At 53.2% G+C, this 16403-nt stretch carries 10 protein-coding genes, 1 tRNA gene and 3 rRNA genes; 12 read left to right on the top strand and 2 right to left on the bottom strand.

Features of this window, described 5'->3' with window-relative positions:
• The first annotated feature begins 10 nt into the window (after window positions 1-10).
• The 3 genes from rbsB to rbsR all read left to right on the top strand — a co-directional run bounded on the left by rbsB (window position 11) and on the right by rbsR (window position 2896).
• The gene (gene rbsB / locus K6L24_RS21305; protein WP_062744125.1) at window positions 11-892 is read left to right on the top strand and encodes a ribose ABC transporter substrate-binding protein RbsB; all 882 of its coding nucleotides are present in this window, start codon (window positions 11-13) and stop codon (window positions 890-892) included.
• A 61-nt stretch (window positions 893-953) separates the two neighbouring features.
• Window positions 954-1883, top strand: a complete 930-nt coding sequence (gene rbsK, locus K6L24_RS21300; RefSeq protein WP_222681812.1) for a ribokinase — start codon at window positions 954-956, stop codon at window positions 1881-1883.
• A 2-nt stretch (window positions 1884-1885) separates the two neighbouring features.
• Window positions 1886-2896 carry a ribose operon transcriptional repressor RbsR gene (gene rbsR / locus K6L24_RS21295; protein ID WP_369414859.1) on the top strand — a complete coding sequence of 337 codons (1011 nt, stop codon included), beginning with the start codon at window positions 1886-1888 and terminating at the stop codon, window positions 2894-2896.
• 4 nt (window positions 2897-2900) lie between these two features.
• Here rbsR and mdtD read toward each other — a convergent pair whose 3' ends face one another.
• A complete protein-coding gene (mdtD, locus tag K6L24_RS21290) occupies window positions 2901-4313 on the bottom strand; it encodes a multidrug transporter subunit MdtD (RefSeq protein WP_187510228.1) in 1413 nt (470 codons plus the stop codon).
• A gap of 551 nt (window positions 4314-4864) precedes the next feature.
• Here mdtD and K6L24_RS21285 point away from each other — a divergent pair.
• The 4 genes from K6L24_RS21285 (at window position 4865) to rrf (ending at window position 10002) form a co-directional block, all read left to right on the top strand.
• Window positions 4865-6405 (top strand): 16S ribosomal RNA (locus tag K6L24_RS21285).
• Window positions 6406-6477: 72 nt separating this feature from the next.
• Window positions 6478-6553: transfer RNA gene (locus K6L24_RS21280), tRNA-Glu, on the top strand.
• Window positions 6554-6774: 221 nt separating this feature from the next.
• Window positions 6775-9680 (top strand): 23S ribosomal RNA (locus tag K6L24_RS21275).
• A gap of 206 nt (window positions 9681-9886) precedes the next feature.
• Window positions 9887-10002 (top strand): 5S ribosomal RNA (gene rrf, locus K6L24_RS21270).
• Together the 16S, 23S and 5S rRNA genes with 1 tRNA gene alongside form the textbook arrangement of a ribosomal RNA operon.
• A gap of 116 nt (window positions 10003-10118) precedes the next feature.
• Here rrf and mobA read toward each other — a convergent pair.
• On the bottom strand, window positions 10119-10700 hold the full coding sequence (gene mobA, locus K6L24_RS21265) for a molybdenum cofactor guanylyltransferase MobA (protein WP_222681811.1): 582 nt from the start codon (window positions 10698-10700) through the stop codon (window positions 10119-10121).
• A gap of 52 nt (window positions 10701-10752) precedes the next feature.
• Here mobA and K6L24_RS21260 point away from each other — a divergent pair, with 52 nt between their 5' ends.
• From K6L24_RS21260 to spfP, 5 genes are all read left to right on the top strand, one after another.
• A complete protein-coding gene (locus K6L24_RS21260) occupies window positions 10753-11022 on the top strand; it encodes a YihD family protein (RefSeq protein ID WP_222681810.1) in 270 nt (89 codons plus the stop codon).
• Between the two features lie 82 nt (window positions 11023-11104).
• Window positions 11105-12097 carry a serine/threonine protein kinase gene (locus K6L24_RS21255; RefSeq protein ID WP_062747016.1) on the top strand — a complete coding sequence of 331 codons (993 nt, stop codon included), beginning with the start codon at window positions 11105-11107 and terminating at the stop codon, window positions 12095-12097.
• Between the two features lie 48 nt (window positions 12098-12145).
• Window positions 12146-12775, top strand: a complete 630-nt coding sequence (dsbA, locus tag K6L24_RS21250) for a thiol:disulfide interchange protein DsbA (protein WP_062747013.1) — start codon at window positions 12146-12148, stop codon at window positions 12773-12775.
• A 402-nt stretch (window positions 12776-13177) separates the two neighbouring features.
• The gene (gene polA, locus K6L24_RS21245) at window positions 13178-15967 is read left to right on the top strand and encodes a DNA polymerase I (protein WP_191928199.1); all 2790 of its coding nucleotides are present in this window, start codon (window positions 13178-13180) and stop codon (window positions 15965-15967) included.
• A gap of 269 nt (window positions 15968-16236) precedes the next feature.
• Complete coding sequence (gene spfP / locus K6L24_RS22555; protein ID WP_071892919.1) at window positions 16237-16284, top strand: small protein SpfP; 48 nt, start codon at window positions 16237-16239, stop codon at window positions 16282-16284.
• Window positions 16285-16403: the final 119 nt, after the last annotated feature.

The following is a 16403-nucleotide window of genomic DNA, read 5'->3' as shown; positions in this document are numbered from 1 at the left end:
CTTACAGGATATGAACATGAAAAAACTGACTGCACTGGCTGTACTGTTAGGCGCCACCCTGAGTGCTAACGCGCTGGCAAAGGACACGATTGCTCTGGTGGTATCGACCCTGAATAACCCGTTCTTTGTCTCGCTGAAAGACGGTGCGCAGAAGGAAGCCGACAAACTGGGTTACAACCTGGTCGTGCTTGATTCTCAGAACAACCCGGCGAAAGAGCTGGCTAACGTGCAGGATCTCACCGTCCGCGGCACTAAGCTGATGCTGATCAACCCCACCGACTCTGACGCGGTAGGGAATGCCGTGAAAATGGCAAACCAGGCCAACATCCCGGTGATCACCCTGGACCGCGTTGCTTCACAGGGCACCGTGGTGAGCCACGTCGCTTCTGATAACCGCTTTGGCGGCAAAATGGCGGGTAATTTCATCGCCAAGAAAGTCGGCGATAACGCCAAAATCATTGAACTGCAGGGTATTGCCGGTACCTCTGCTGCACGTGAACGTGGCGAAGGCTTCAAACAGGCTGCTGATGCACACAAATTCAATATCCTTGCCAGCCAGCCGGCTGACTTTGACCGTACCAAGGGCCTGAACGTGATGCAGAACCTGCTGACGGCTCACCCGGACGTGCAGGCGGTATTTGCTCAGAATGACGAAATGGCGCTGGGTGCCCTGCGTGCGTTGCAAACTGCAGGTAAATCTGATGTGGTAGTCGTGGGCTTCGACGGCACTCCTGACGGGATTAAAGCCGTTGAAGGCGGAAAACTGGCCGCGACCGTTGCTCAGTTACCGGAGCAGATTGGCGTTATCGGCGTTCAGACGGCTGATAAAGTGCTGAAAGGCGAGAAAGTGAAAGCTATCAATCCGGTTGACCTGAAGCTGGTCACCCAATAAATCAAAGAAAAGCATGGCACGCGCCACCTTCGGGTGGCGCACTTATCTGGACACTCCCCTTATGATGAAAACGGGCAAACTGGCTGTCCTCGGCAGCATTAATGCCGATCACATTCTGAATCTGACGCATTTTCCGCGTCCGGGTGAAACGGTGATCGGGAAGCAGTATCAGGTCGCATTTGGTGGGAAAGGCGCTAACCAGGCGGTGGCCGCAGGTCGCAGTGGTGCAGACATTGCTTTTATTGCCTGTGTCGGTGATGACGATACCGGCGAGCGTATTCGCCAGCAGCTGATGAATGACCGGATTGATATCAGTCCGATCGAAGCGGTACCCGGTGAATCAACCGGTGTGGCGCTGATCTTCGTCAACGGAGACGGTGAAAATACCATTGGTATTCACGCCGGTGCCAATGCCGCCCTGACGCCTGTCCGCGTTGAGCAGCATCAGCAGGTGATTGCCGATGCTTCCGCCTTGCTGATGCAGCTGGAGTCACCGCTGGAAAGCGTACTGTCAGCCGCGCGTATTGCGCATCAGCATCAGACCCAGGTGATATTAAATCCCGCCCCGGCGACAGCGCTCTCTGATGAACTGCTCTCGCTGGTGGATATGATCACCCCGAATGAAACGGAAGCGCAGATCCTTACCGGTGTGGCGGTCAACAGTGAAGAAGACGCGGCCCGTGCCGCTGCGGTGCTGCATGATAAAGGTATCCGTACGGTGCTGATCACGCTCGGCAGTCGGGGGGTATGGTTAAGTGAGCAGGGTGAAGGTCAGCGTATTCCCGGCTTCCGTGTGGAAGCGGTGGATACCATTGCGGCGGGCGATACCTTCAACGGTGCGCTGATCACCGCGCTACTGGAACAGCGCCCGATGGCGGAAGCGGTACGTTTCGCCCATGCGGCGGCCGCGATTGCCGTAACGCGTCACGGTGCACAACCTTCCGTCCCCTGGCGTGAAGAGATAGATCGCTTCTTGCAGCAGCAGGAGTAGATGTGGCAACAATGAAAGATGTCGCCCGCCTGGCGGGCGTCTCAACCTCCACCGTGTCGCACGTCATAAACAACAACCGCTTCGTCAGTGAAGCGGTACGTGAAAAAGTGACCTCAGCGGTGAGCCAGCTGAACTATGCGCCTTCGGCACTGGCGCGTAGCCTCAAGCTTAATCAGACTCACACCATCGGCATGCTACTGACCGCCAGCAGCAACCCGTTCTATTCTGAGGTGGTGAGGGGGGTGGAGCGTAGCTGTTATGAACGCGGCTACAGCCTGGTATTGTGTAATACCGAGGGTGATGAAGATCGGATGAACCGCAGCCTGGAGACACTGTTGCAAAAACGCGTCGATGGCCTGCTGATTATGTGTACTGAAAGCCATCCTCCTTCCGCAGAGTTGCTGCACCGCTATCCGACTATTCCCTCGGTGATGATGGACTGGGCACCGTTCGAAGGCAGTAGCGACATTATCCAGGATAACTCCCTGTTGGGCGGCGAAATGGCCACGCAGCATCTGATCGCTCGTGGCTATACACGCATTGCCTGTATTGCAGGCCCTCAGGACAAAACGCCCGCGCGTCTGCGCCTTGAAGGCTATCAGCAGGCCATGGCTCGCGCCGGTTTAACGGTTCCTGCAGAGTATATTGTCAGCAGTGACTTTGAGTTTCAGGGCGGATTTAACGCCATGAATATGCTGCTGGCGCTTAACCCACGGCCACAGGCCGTATTTACCAGTAATGATGCGATGGCCGTCGGGGTTTATCACGCGCTCTATCAGGCCGGGATGACTATTCCGCAGGATATCGCCGTCGTGGGATACGATGATATCGAGCTGGCGCGCTACATGACACCGCCCCTCAGCACCGTTCATCAGCCTAAAGATGAATTAGGCGAACTGGCGATCGATGCGTTGTTGCACCGTCTGGCCGATCCGGCTGCCGGCCCCCAACTACTGATTCTGACGCCGGAGCTGATGGAACGCGCCTCAGTCGGCGATCTGCGCGGAGCGTAAACGCTTAAGGCGCGCCGTCGACGCGCTTCTTCTTCTCCCGGTCGCTGATCAGATTGCGGCCATCTCCCGGTTTCAGCAGCAGGAATACCAGCGCGGAAAGTACCGTGATCCCCCCCATCGTCAGGAAGGTGGCGTGAAAGTGCTGGAGCGTGGTGCCATCAAAGTTTTGATAGAAGCGCAGTACGGCTGCGCTGACCGCCACGCCAAAGCCGATGGCCAACTGCTGCGTCACCGCCAGCATACTGTTACCGCTGCTGGCGTTAGCATCCGTCAGATCAGCCAGGGTGATAGTGTTCATCGCGGTAAACTGTGTGGACATCGCCATTCCCAGAATAAAGAGCGGGATCAGCAGCGCCAGCATATTCCAGCCCGGCACCTGCAGGGCGAAGGTGGCGATCAGCACGCCAATAATCATACTGATCCCGACCAGCGTTTTACGGTAGCCAAACCAGCGCAGTACCTGTGTGACCGTTGATTTCGCCAGAATGGAACCAAGGGCGGTAGGGGCGACCATGCACCCGGCCAGCAGGGCCGTATAACCAAAGCCGATCTGAAGCATCAGCGGCATCAGGAAAGGAATACAGCCCGTACCCAGCCGTGAGGCGATATTGCCGACAATGCCTACCGAGAAGGTTCGGGTCTTAAACATCGGTAACGGCAGCAGGGGAGAAGGGTGGCGACGGGCATGCACTATATAGAGAAGCAACAGCACAATGCCGGCCAGTAAAACGCCCAGGGCAATCAGGCTGGAAACAACCTGCTCACCGAACAGCTCAATACCGCTTGAGATACCGACCAGACCTAAGCCAAACAGCAGGAAGCCCAGCATATCGAAACGCCGCTTCGGCGTGGTGAAGTCCGGCATATATTTACGGGCATAAATGATGCCGAGAACACCAATAGGAATGTTGATCAGGAAAATCCAGTGCCATGTGGCCCAGGTGACCAGCACACCGCCCAGCAAAGGCCCGAGTACCGGGCCAATTAGCCCCGGCATGGTGACAAAGTTGAGCACCGGCAGCAGTTCACTGCGTGGATAGGCCCGCAGCAGCGCAAGGCGCGCCACCGGCATCATCATCGCGCCGCCCACACCCTGAATGACGCGGGACGTAACCAGCATCGTCAGCGAGCCGGACAGTGCGCAGGCCAGCGATCCCAGGGAGAACAGAAACACGGCGGCAATAAAGACCTTACGAGTTCCGAAGCGGTCTGCCAGCCAGCCGCTGACCGGAATAAGCATTGCCACGGTCAGGGTATAGCTGATAACGGCGGACTGCATCGCCAGCGGAGAACGTTCCAGACTGTGAGCGATGGCGGGCAGGGCGGTGTTCAGGATGGTGGCATCCAGCGCCTGCATAAAGAAGGCCATAGCGGCAATCCACGGGAGTCCGGCCATACTGCGCGCGGATTTGATCATTGTTATCCCTTTATTTTGGAAAAAAGTTCAGGGCAGGCCCCTGTAGTAGAGAAAGCATAGCATTCCCTTTCAGCGTTCAGCGTGGTCCTTTCTCAGTTTTATGGGCAGAAATGCTGATTTATTGCGCCGAATACGTATGCTTTTAACGCTTCTGGTGAAAAATAACGCGCTCGGTCATTTTTTTGCAATAAACCCTTGTCACCCGCCCAGAACTCCCTATAATGCGCAACCACTGAGACGGCACAACGGCTTACAGGCCAGCGGCTCAGGAGGTTCAGGAAGCATCTGAACCGCCGGAAAAACTTCTCAAAAAGAAGTTGACTCCGAAGGAGGAAAGCGTAATATACGCCACCTCGCGACAGGAAGCTCCGGCACTGCTCGCAACGCTCTTTAACAATTTATCAGACAATCTGTGTGGGCACTCGCAGGATTGATATCAGTCACCTCCGGGTGACAAAAAATATCAAGTCTTAAGAGTGAACACATAATGAAATTCATTATGACGTTTTACACTTGAGCATCGCTGCACTTGTTGCAGCAAATCGAACTTTTAATTGAAGAGTTTGATCATGGCTCAGATTGAACGCTGGCGGCAGGCCTAACACATGCAAGTCGAACGGTAGCACAGAGAGCTTGCTCTCGGGTGACGAGTGGCGGACGGGTGAGTAATGTCTGGGAAACTGCCCGATGGAGGGGGATAACTACTGGAAACGGTAGCTAATACCGCATAACGTCTTCGGACCAAAGTGGGGGACCTTCGGGCCTCACACCATCGGATGTGCCCAGATGGGATTAGCTAGTAGGTGGGGTAACGGCTCACCTAGGCGACGATCCCTAGCTGGTCTGAGAGGATGACCAGCCACACTGGAACTGAGACACGGTCCAGACTCCTACGGGAGGCAGCAGTGGGGAATATTGCACAATGGGCGCAAGCCTGATGCAGCCATGCCGCGTGTATGAAGAAGGCCTTCGGGTTGTAAAGTACTTTCAGTGGGGAGGAAGGCGATGAAGTTAATAACTTCGTCGATTGACGTTACCCGCAGAAGAAGCACCGGCTAACTCCGTGCCAGCAGCCGCGGTAATACGGAGGGTGCAAGCGTTAATCGGAATTACTGGGCGTAAAGCGCACGCAGGCGGTCTGTCAAGTCGGATGTGAAATCCCCGGGCTCAACCTGGGAACTGCATTCGAAACTGGCAGGCTAGAGTCTTGTAGAGGGGGGTAGAATTCCAGGTGTAGCGGTGAAATGCGTAGAGATCTGGAGGAATACCGGTGGCGAAGGCGGCCCCCTGGACAAAGACTGACGCTCAGGTGCGAAAGCGTGGGGAGCAAACAGGATTAGATACCCTGGTAGTCCACGCCGTAAACGATGTCGACTTGGAGGTTGTGCCCTTGAGGCGTGGCTTCCGGAGCTAACGCGTTAAGTCGACCGCCTGGGGAGTACGGCCGCAAGGTTAAAACTCAAATGAATTGACGGGGGCCCGCACAAGCGGTGGAGCATGTGGTTTAATTCGATGCAACGCGAAGAACCTTACCTGGCCTTGACATCCACGGAATTTGGCAGAGATGCCTTAGTGCCTTCGGGAACCGTGAGACAGGTGCTGCATGGCTGTCGTCAGCTCGTGTTGTGAAATGTTGGGTTAAGTCCCGCAACGAGCGCAACCCTTATCCTTTGTTGCCAGCACGTAATGGTGGGAACTCAAAGGAGACTGCCGGTGATAAACCGGAGGAAGGTGGGGATGACGTCAAGTCATCATGGCCCTTACGGCCAGGGCTACACACGTGCTACAATGGCGCATACAAAGAGAAGCGACCTCGCGAGAGCAAGCGGACCTCATAAAGTGCGTCGTAGTCCGGATCGGAGTCTGCAACTCGACTCCGTGAAGTCGGAATCGCTAGTAATCGTAGATCAGAATGCTACGGTGAATACGTTCCCGGGCCTTGTACACACCGCCCGTCACACCATGGGAGTGGGTTGCAAAAGAAGTAGGTAGCTTAACCTTCGGGAGGGCGCTTACCACTTTGTGATTCATGACTGGGGTGAAGTCGTAACAAGGTAACCGTAGGGGAACCTGCGGTTGGATCACCTCCTTACCTGAAGATACCTTCCCGCGCAGTGTCCACACAGATTGTCTGATAGAAGTAACGAGCAATAGTAGTATCAGAGTCCCCATCGTCTAGAGGCCCAGGACACTGCCCTTTCACGGCTGTAACAGGGGTTCGAATCCCCTTGGGGACGCCATACCGGTAACGAAGTGAAAGTCGTTATCACCGTATCTCAAAACTGACTTTAACGAGTCACGTTTGAGATATTTGCTCTTTAACAATCCGGAACAAGCTGAAAATTGAAACGACATGTCGTTTTCATTCTCCGTAATAAGAATGAAATCTACGATATGTTCGAGTCTCTCAAATGCTCGCAACGACAACACGTGTTCCGTATGGGACGCTTGTGGGTTGTGAGGTTAAGCGACTAAGCGTACACGGTGGATGCCTAGGCAGTCAGAGGCGATGAAGGGCGTGCTAATCTGCGATAAGCGTCGGTAAGGTGATATGAACCGCAACAACCGACGATACCCGAATGGGGAAACCCAGTGTGATACGTCACACTATCATGTCATGAATACATAGTGGCATGAGGCGAACCGGGGGAACTGAAACATCTAAGTACCCCGAGGAAAAGAAATCAACCGAGATTCCCCCAGTAGCGGCGAGCGAACGGGGAACAGCCCAGAACCTGAATCAGTTTGTGCATTAGTGGAAGCGTCTGGAAAGTCGCAGGGTACAGGGTGATACTCCCGTACACAAAAATGCACTTACTGTGAGTTCGATGAGTAGGGCGGGACACGTGACATCCTGTCTGAATATGGGGGGACCATCCTCCAAGGCTAAATACTCCTGACTGACCGATAGTGAACCAGTACCGTGAGGGAAAGGCGAAAAGAACCCCGGCGAGGGGAGTGAAACAGAACCTGAAACCGTGTACGTACAAGCAGTGGGAGCCTACTTGTTAGGTGACTGCGTACCTTTTGTATAATGGGTCAGCGACTTATATTCTGTAGCAAGGTTAACCGTATAGGGGAGCCGAAGGGAAACCGAGTCTTAACTGGGCGTTAAGTTGCAGGGTATAGACCCGAAACCCGGTGATCTAGCCATGGGCAGGTTGAAGGTTGGGTAACACTAACTGGAGGACCGAACCGACTAATGTTGAAAAATTAGCGGATGACTTGTGGCTGGGGGTGAAAGGCCAATCAAACCGGGAGATAGCTGGTTCTCCCCGAAAGCTATTTAGGTAGCGCCTCGTGAACTCATCTTCGGGGGTAGAGCACTGTTTCGGCTAGGGGGCCATCCCGGCTTACCAACCCGATGCAAACTGCGAATACCGAAGAATGTTATCACGGGAGACACACGGCGGGTGCTAACGTCCGTCGTGAAGAGGGAAACAACCCAGACCGCCAGCTAAGGTCCCAAAGTCATGGTTAAGTGGGAAACGATGTGGGAAGGCACAGACAGCCAGGATGTTGGCTTAGAAGCAGCCATCATTTAAAGAAAGCGTAATAGCTCACTGGTCGAGTCGGCCTGCGCGGAAGATGTAACGGGGCTAAACCATGCACCGAAGCTGCGGCAGCGACACGTAAGTGTTGTTGGGTAGGGGAGCGTTCTGTAAGCCGTCGAAGGTGGACTGTGAGGTCTGCTGGAGGTATCAGAAGTGCGAATGCTGACATAAGTAACGATAAAGCGGGTGAAAAGCCCGCTCGCCGGAAGACCAAGGGTTCCTGTCCAACGTTAATCGGGGCAGGGTGAGTCGACCCCTAAGGCGAGGCCGAAAGGCGTAGTCGATGGGAAACAGGTTAATATTCCTGTACTCGGTGTTACTGCGAAGGGGGGACGGAGAAGGCTATGTTAGCCGGGCGACGGTTGTCCCGGTTTAAGCGTGTAGGCTTGAGTTCCAGGCAAATCCGGAACTCTTTAAGGCTGAGGCGTGATGACGAGGCACTACGGTGCTGAAGTAACAAATGCCCTGCTTCCAGGAAAAGCCTCTAAGCATCAGGTAACATCGAATCGTACCCCAAACCGACACAGGTGGTCAGGTAGAGAATACCAAGGCGCTTGAGAGAACTCGGGTGAAGGAACTAGGCAAAATGGTGCCGTAACTTCGGGAGAAGGCACGCTGCCACCAGGTGAAGTCCCTCGCGGACGGAGCTGAAGGCAGTCGAAGATACCAGCTGGCTGCAACTGTTTATTAAAAACACAGCACTGTGCAAACACGAAAGTGGACGTATACGGTGTGACGCCTGCCCGGTGCCGGAAGGTTAATTGATGGGGTTATCCGCAAGGAGAAGCTCTTGATCGAAGCCCCGGTAAACGGCGGCCGTAACTATAACGGTCCTAAGGTAGCGAAATTCCTTGTCGGGTAAGTTCCGACCTGCACGAATGGCGTAATGATGGCCAGGCTGTCTCCACCCGAGACTCAGTGAAATTGAACTCGCTGTGAAGATGCAGTGTACCCGCGGCAAGACGGAAAGACCCCGTGAACCTTTACTACAGCTTGACACTGAACATTGAGCCTTGATGTGTAGGATAGGTGGGAGGCTTTGAAGCGTGGACGCCAGTCTGCGTGGAGCCAACCTTGAAATACCACCCTTTAACGTTTGATGTTCTAACCTGGCGCCGTAATCCGGCGTGGGGACAGTGTCTGGTGGGTAGTTTGACTGGGGCGGTCTCCTCCTAAAGAGTAACGGAGGAGCACGAAGGTTAGCTAATCACGGTCGGACATCGTGAGGTTAGTGCAATGGCATAAGCTAGCTTGACTGCGAGAGTGACGGCTCGAGCAGGTGCGAAAGCAGGTCATAGTGATCCGGTGGTTCTGAATGGAAGGGCCATCGCTCAACGGATAAAAGGTACTCCGGGGATAACAGGCTGATACCGCCCAAGAGTTCATATCGACGGCGGTGTTTGGCACCTCGATGTCGGCTCATCACATCCTGGGGCTGAAGTAGGTCCCAAGGGTACGGCTGTTCGCCGTTTAAAGTGGTACGCGAGCTGGGTTTAGAACGTCGTGAGACAGTTCGGTCCCTATCTGCCGTGGGCGCTGGAGAATTGAGAGGGGTTGCTCCTAGTACGAGAGGACCGGAGTGAACGCACCGCTGGTGTTCGGGTTGTCATGCCAATGGCATTGCCCGGTAGCTAAGTGCGGAAAAGATAAGCGCTGAAAGCATCTAAGCGCGAAACTTGCCTCGAGATGAATTCTCCCTGGGTCCTTGAGACCCCTGAAGGGACGTTGAAGACTACGACGTTGATAGGCCGGGTGTGTAAGCGCAGCGATGCGTTGAGCTAACCGGTACTAATGACCCGTGAGGCTTAACCTTACAACGCCAGAAGCGTTCTGGCGCGCGTTCGAGAGACGCAAAACAATTTTCAGCCTGTTCCCGGAATTAAGTCCGAAGGATTTTGCGCTGTGACAAGGCGGCCAGTGAAGTGAGAGAAGGAGCATACAGAAGTATGTGACTGAGCTTACGAGCGCAGGCAACGCCGTCAGAGCACAAAAGACACAGGACAGAGCACAAAGAATTTGCCTGGCGGCTTTAGCGCGGTGGTCCCACCTGACCCCATGCCGAACTCAGAAGTGAAACGCCGTAGCGCCGATGGTAGTGTGGGGTCTCCCCATGCGAGAGTAGGGAACTGCCAGGCATCAAATAAAGCAATAACCCCGACCGAAAGGCCGGGGTTTTTTGCGTTCTGGCTCCGGAAAAGACGCAAAACCGTGCAAAGCGTTCTTTTTTGAAGATACTGCGCGTAATAAACCCTCAGATAAGGTCTTCCGGGCGGTTAATATTGCGAAATGAAGACTCTGCATGGGCAAATAAAACACTATGCCCTCCTGCCTGCTTGAGAAACAGCAACAATTTACGATCCCCACCAGTCAGGTAGCGTTGCAGTGAACCCGCAAGACCGCGGTGCAGCAGCGCCATAGTGGGATGTTCACGATCTTCCGTACGCGCCCACACTACTTGAGCCTCCTTTTTATGCTGCCAGAGCTGCTGAGTCAGATCCTCGGGCAGACAGGGCGTATCACAAGATGTAAAAATGACCCATTCTGTGTGCGCTTTCTGCAAGGCGGACAGCATCCCCGCTAACGGACCCTGAAAGTCAGACAGCGTATCCGATATGACTGGAAATCCACTCTGTTGATATACCTCAATATTGCGGTTGGCATTAATCCATACAGTAGTGACCTGGGGCTGTAAACGTTCTAAGACGTGTTGGTACAGTGGCTTGTTCTGCCACGGTATCAGTCCCTTATCTTCGCCGCCCATCCGACTGCCTCGCCCACCGGCCAGGATCACGCCGGTTATTGCTACAGGGATTGGCGGTGAGTCGATCTTCATTGGTTTTATACCCTATGCTTTATTCAGGGTTTCTTTATACAGGGACAACAGCATGAAATGCCATCGCCTCAACGAATTAATCAGCCTGCTGCAACCCGCATGGCAGCAGGACCCGGATTTGAATCTGCTCGAATTTTTACAGAAGTTAGCCGATGAAGCCGGCTTTAAGCAATCAATGAATGAATTAACGGATGATGTACTGATCTACCATCTTAAGATGCGCGGCAGCGACAAGAATGCTGAAATCCCCGGTATGAAGAAAGATTATGAGGACGATTTCAAGACGGCACTCTTGCGTGCGCGCGGAGTGATTAAGGATTAAATCAGCCTGCCGCCCGGTCGCTGAGACCATTTAATGATATTCTTGCACGCTATTCTTCACTGATTATCAGCGAGCCTCCCGGATGAAAGAACCTGCCTTTAACTTCCACGCCCTCACGCCTGATACTATCCTTGATGCGCTGTGGGAAACCGGGCTGCGGGTTGAATCCGGCCTGACGGCGCTCAACAGTTACGAAAATCGCGTGTATCAGTTCTCGGATGACGATAAACGCCGTTATGTGGCCAAATTTTATCGACCGCAGCGCTGGTCTCAAGGGCAAATAGAAGAAGAGCATCAGTTCGCCACAGAACTGTTTGCTGATGAGATCCCGCTTGCTGCACCGCTGATCCTGCAGGGCTCAACGCTTCACCAGCATCAGGGTTACTGGTTTGCCGTCTTCCCCAGCCTGGGGGGACGTCAATATGAAACCGATAATTATGACCATCTGGAGTGGGTAGGCCGTTTTCTCGGACGCATTCACCAGGTTGGCCGTCGCCAGACATTTGCTGCCCGACCCACTATCGGTTTAGAGGAGTATATCGATGAGCCGTTACAGGTTCTGACAGACAGTCCGCTGGTTCCGTCTAAGCTAAAAAGCGATTTACTGGCCAGTATTGGCCGCCTGCGCACAACTTTACAAAACTGCTGGCATACTCAGTGGCAACCTTTGCGACTGCACGGTGACTGCCATCCAGGGAATATTTTATGGCGTGACGGTCCGCTGTTTGTGGACCTGGACGATGCGCGTAATGGCCCGGCAGTACAGGATCTGTGGATGCTGATTAATGGCGACCGTCAGGAGCAAAGGCTGCAATGGGATATTCTGTTGGAGGCCTATGAGGAATTCTGTGAGTTCGACACTCATGAATTGTCACTGATTGAGCCTTTACGTGCTATGAGGATGGTTTATTATCTTGCGTGGGTTGTCCGCCGCTGGCAAGACCCGGCTTTCCCGGCCAGTTTTCCGTGGATGACGGATGAGGATTTCTGGCGCCGACAGATTTCCACTTTTAATGAACAGAACAAGCTTCTACAGGAGCCCCCGCTCCAGCTTGCGCCTGTTTTCCAGGTGTGATCACCCTTTGGTTCGCCTACTGAGATGTAATTAGGAGAGAGTTTCACGATGAAAAAGATTTTGTTTGCGCTCGTTGGTATGGTTCTGGCATTCAGCGCGTCAGCCGCACAATTTACCGATGGTCAGCAATACGTTACGCTGGATAAACCGGCGACTGGCGAACCTCAGGTTCTCGAGTTCTTCTCATTCTTCTGCCCACATTGCTATCAGTTTGAGCATGTATGGCACGTAAGTGATGCCGTGAAGAAAGCTCTGCCGGCTGATACAAAAGTTACCAAGTACCACGTCGAGTTCCTCGGTGGCGAAATGGGTAAAACCGTGACGCAGGCCTGGGCTGTGGCGATGGCACTGGGTGTGGAAGATAAAGTGACAGCTCCTATTTTTGAAGGTGTTCAGCAGACACAAACCATCACCGATCCAGCCAGTCTGAAAGCGGTATTTGTGAAAGCGGCGGGTATCAAGCCTGAAGAATATGATGCCGCCTGGAACAGCTTCGTGGTGAAATCACTGGTCGCCCAGCAGGAGAAAGCTGCCGCCGATTTGGATCTGCGTGGCGTGCCTGCGATGTTCGTTAATGGTAAATATATGGTGAACAACGGTGGCCTGGATACCAGCTCACAGGATAACTTTGTTCAGCAGTACGCCAACGTAGTGAAGTTCCTGGTTTCTAAAAAGTAACCCTCTGAAGATTTTCAATACGCCGGCCAGCCCGGCGTTTTTTCTTCGCTACGAAATTATTACCGTAAAAATGTGCTTTCCACAGTGAGAGATCGCGTATCTAAACGCTCGGGCATTAATTTATATCCACATCACTCTTATTCCGTAAATCCTGAAGAAAATCCTGGTTTGTATAAATAACCGAATGATTATAAACAAAAAATAATCTTATCTTTTCGGTTTTCCACATAAGTTATTCCATGTTAGTAAATTTACACACAAACTTATCCACAATCTGTTCATGCGAAGCGCTGCGCAAAATGGCTACTGACTGAAGATTAATCGTCGTTGAGATTTCATCTTTCAGGGTCAGCTGTGGCATCCTTACCCCTAATCAAAAACCAAAGAAGAACGTGACGACTTATGGCTCAAATTGCAGAAAACCCGCTGATTCTGGTAGATGGCTCTTCCTACCTGTACCGTGCTTATCACGCGTTCCCTCCGCTGACCAATAGCGCGGGCGAACCCACCGGTGCAATGTACGGCGTATTAAATATGCTGCGCAGCCTGCTGCTGCAATATAAGCCAAGTCATGTGGCAGTGGTATTTGATGCCAAGGGTAAAACCTTCCGCGACGAATTATTTGAAGAGTACAAATCTCATCGCCCGCCGATGCCGGACGATTTGCGTGCACAGATTGAGCCGCTACACGCGATGGTAAAAGCGATGGGGTTGCCGTTGCTGGCGGTTTCCGGTGTGGAAGCCGACGATGTCATCGGTACGCTGGCACTGGCCGCAGAAAGGACCGGAAAACCCGTACTGATCAGTACAGGTGATAAAGACATGGCTCAACTGGTGTCACCCAATATCACGCTGATCAACACCATGAATAATGCAATTCTCGGCCCGGATGAGGTGGTGGAGAAATACGGTATCCCACCGTCATTGATCATTGATTTCCTCGCCCTGATGGGCGACTCCTCCGATAATATTCCTGGCGTGGCAGGGGTGGGGGAAAAAACAGCGCAGGCTCTGTTACAGGGACTGGGCGGTGTAAAAGATATCTATGACAATCTGGATAAAGTGGCAACGCTGACGTTTCGTGGCGCGAAAACCATGGCGGCCAAGCTGGAGCAAAATAAGGAGATGGCTTTCCTCTCCTATCAGCTGGCAACAATTAAAACCGACGTTGAGCTGGAATTAACCAGCGAACAGTTGACGGTAGAAGAGCCTGCAGTGGAAGAACTGCTCGGGCTGTTCAGGCATTACGAATTCAAACGCTGGATTGTCGATCTGGAAGAGGGAAAATGGCTTCAGGGTAATAAAGGCAACGTTGCTGCGAAAAAAGTCGCTGTGGCTGAAAGCCAGCTTGCCGTGGAGGAATCCACCCGCGTGCTCTCTTCAGAAGGCTATGTCACCATTCTGGACGAAGCAACGTTCGACGGCTGGATGAAAAAATTACAGCAGTGCACGCTGTTTGCCTTCGATTTGGAAACGGACTCGCTGGATACTCTCAGCGCCAATATTATCGGGCTGTCATTTGCCACCGCTCCCGGAGAGGCGGCCTACCTGCCGGTGGCGCATGACTACCTTGATGCCCCGGAGCAGTTAGATCGGAAAGCGGTACTGGCGCGTCTTAAGCCGCTGCTGGAGGACCCGAAAGCACATAAAGTCGGGCAGAACCTCAAGTACGATCGCGGCGTGCTGGCAAACTATGGTATCGAACTGCAGGGGATTGCGTTCGACACCATGCTGGAGTCCTATGCGCTGAACAGCGTAGCGGGTCGCCATGATATGGATACGCTTGCAGCCCGCTGGCTGAATCATAAAACCGTGACCTTTGAAGAGATTGCCGGCAAAGGCAAAAATCAGCTGACATTCAACCAGATTGCTTTGGAGCAGGCGGCACACTATGCAGCCGAAGATGCTGATGTCACGCTGCAGCTGCATCTGAAAATGTGGCCAGAGCTGGAAAAAGAAGCGGGACCGAAAACGGTCTTTGAGCAGGTTGAGATGCCGCTGGTACCGGTCATTTCACGTATTGAACGTAACGGCGTGTTGATTGACCAGAATATACTGGCGACGCACTCGCAGGAGCTGGGGAGCCGTCTGGCGGAGCTGGAGCTGAAAGCCCATGAGCTGGCAGGCGAACCGTTTAACCTCTCTTCCCCGAAGCAGCTACAAACTATTCTGTTTGAAAAGCAGGGTATTAAGCCGACGAAGAAAACGCCGGGTGGCGCACCGTCGACCAGCGAAGAGGTGCTAGCCGAGCTGGCGCTGGACTATCCGCTGCCGAAAGTGATTCTGGAACATCGCGGCCTGTCCAAGCTGAAGTCTACCTATACTGACAAGCTGCCGCTGATGATTAATCCCCACAGTGGCCGGGTACATACCTCGTATCATCAGACGGTCACCGCCACGGGCCGTCTCTCTTCCAGCGATCCAAATCTGCAGAATATTCCGGTGCGTAACGATGAAGGACGACGTATCCGGCAGGCCTTTATTGCACCGAAGGGATACCGCATTGTCGCGGCTGACTACTCCCAGATCGAACTTCGTATCATGGCGCACCTGTCACAGGATAAAGGATTGCTTACAGCGTTTGCCAGCGAACAGGATATCCACCGTGCCACCGCGTCTGAAGTGTTTGGCGTGGCGCTGGATAAGGTCAGCGGAGAGCAGCGCCGAAGCGCCAAGGCCATTAACTTTGGTCTGATCTACGGGATGAGCGCCTTTGGTCTGTCGCGTCAGCTCAATATTGGAGCCGGAGAAGCGAAGAAGTATATGGATCTCTATTTCGAGCGTTATCCAGGGGTGCTGCAGTACATGGAAAGCACTCGTGAGCTGGCCGCCGAAAAAGGTTATGTCTCAACGCTGGATGGCCGACGTCTTTACCTCCCGGATATTAAAGCCAGCAATGCAATGCGCCGTAAGGCGGCAGAGCGAGCGGCGATCAATGCCCCTATGCAGGGGACCGCGGCGGATATCATTAAGCGCGCGATGATCGCTGTTGATGAGTGGCTGAAGCCTCAGACCAGCGGGGACGTAAAAATGATCATGCAGGTACACGATGAACTGGTGTTTGAGGTTCAGTCCGGTGCCGTCGACGTGGCATCAGCGAAAATCCGTGAATTAATGGAAGGGAGTATGAAACTGGATGTCCCGCTACGTGTTGATATTGGTGTAGGAGATAACTGGGACGAAGCTCATTAACATTTAGACCTGACGCGACAGGCTGAGTTTAATCACATCATCAGCCTGTCGCTTTAAACGGTTCAGCACTTCCCTGTTTACGCTGGATAGCGCCACCCCGGCTAAGCGTTTCTGCTAAAACACTTTTTTAGTAATTAAGCTACACGTTAGGTGGTTTTCTGTGACTTGAGTTGGATAATGGATGTCGTTTTCTGAAAATTAACTACAAAAAACGCTTTTGAGCGCTCAAAAAATGATGTAAAGTTTCAGATGTAGGGTACAGAGGTAAGATGTTCTATCTTTCAGACCTTTTACTTCACGTAATCGGATTTGGCTGAATATTTTAGCCGCCCCAGTCAGTAATGACTGGGGCGTTTTTTATTGTCTGTTACCAGCATCCCTGACGTCGTGACTGTATCAGCGGCGCTCACGCGCCCCGATCGTTGACTGCACACTC

The sequence above is a fragment of the Erwinia persicina genome (assembly GCF_019844095.1).
In the GTDB taxonomy this organism is placed as follows: Bacteria; Pseudomonadota; Gammaproteobacteria; order Enterobacterales; family Enterobacteriaceae; genus Erwinia; species Erwinia persicina.
Note: the sequence above shows the minus strand (reverse complement) of the source record. Positions and strands in the feature narration are given on the sequence as shown.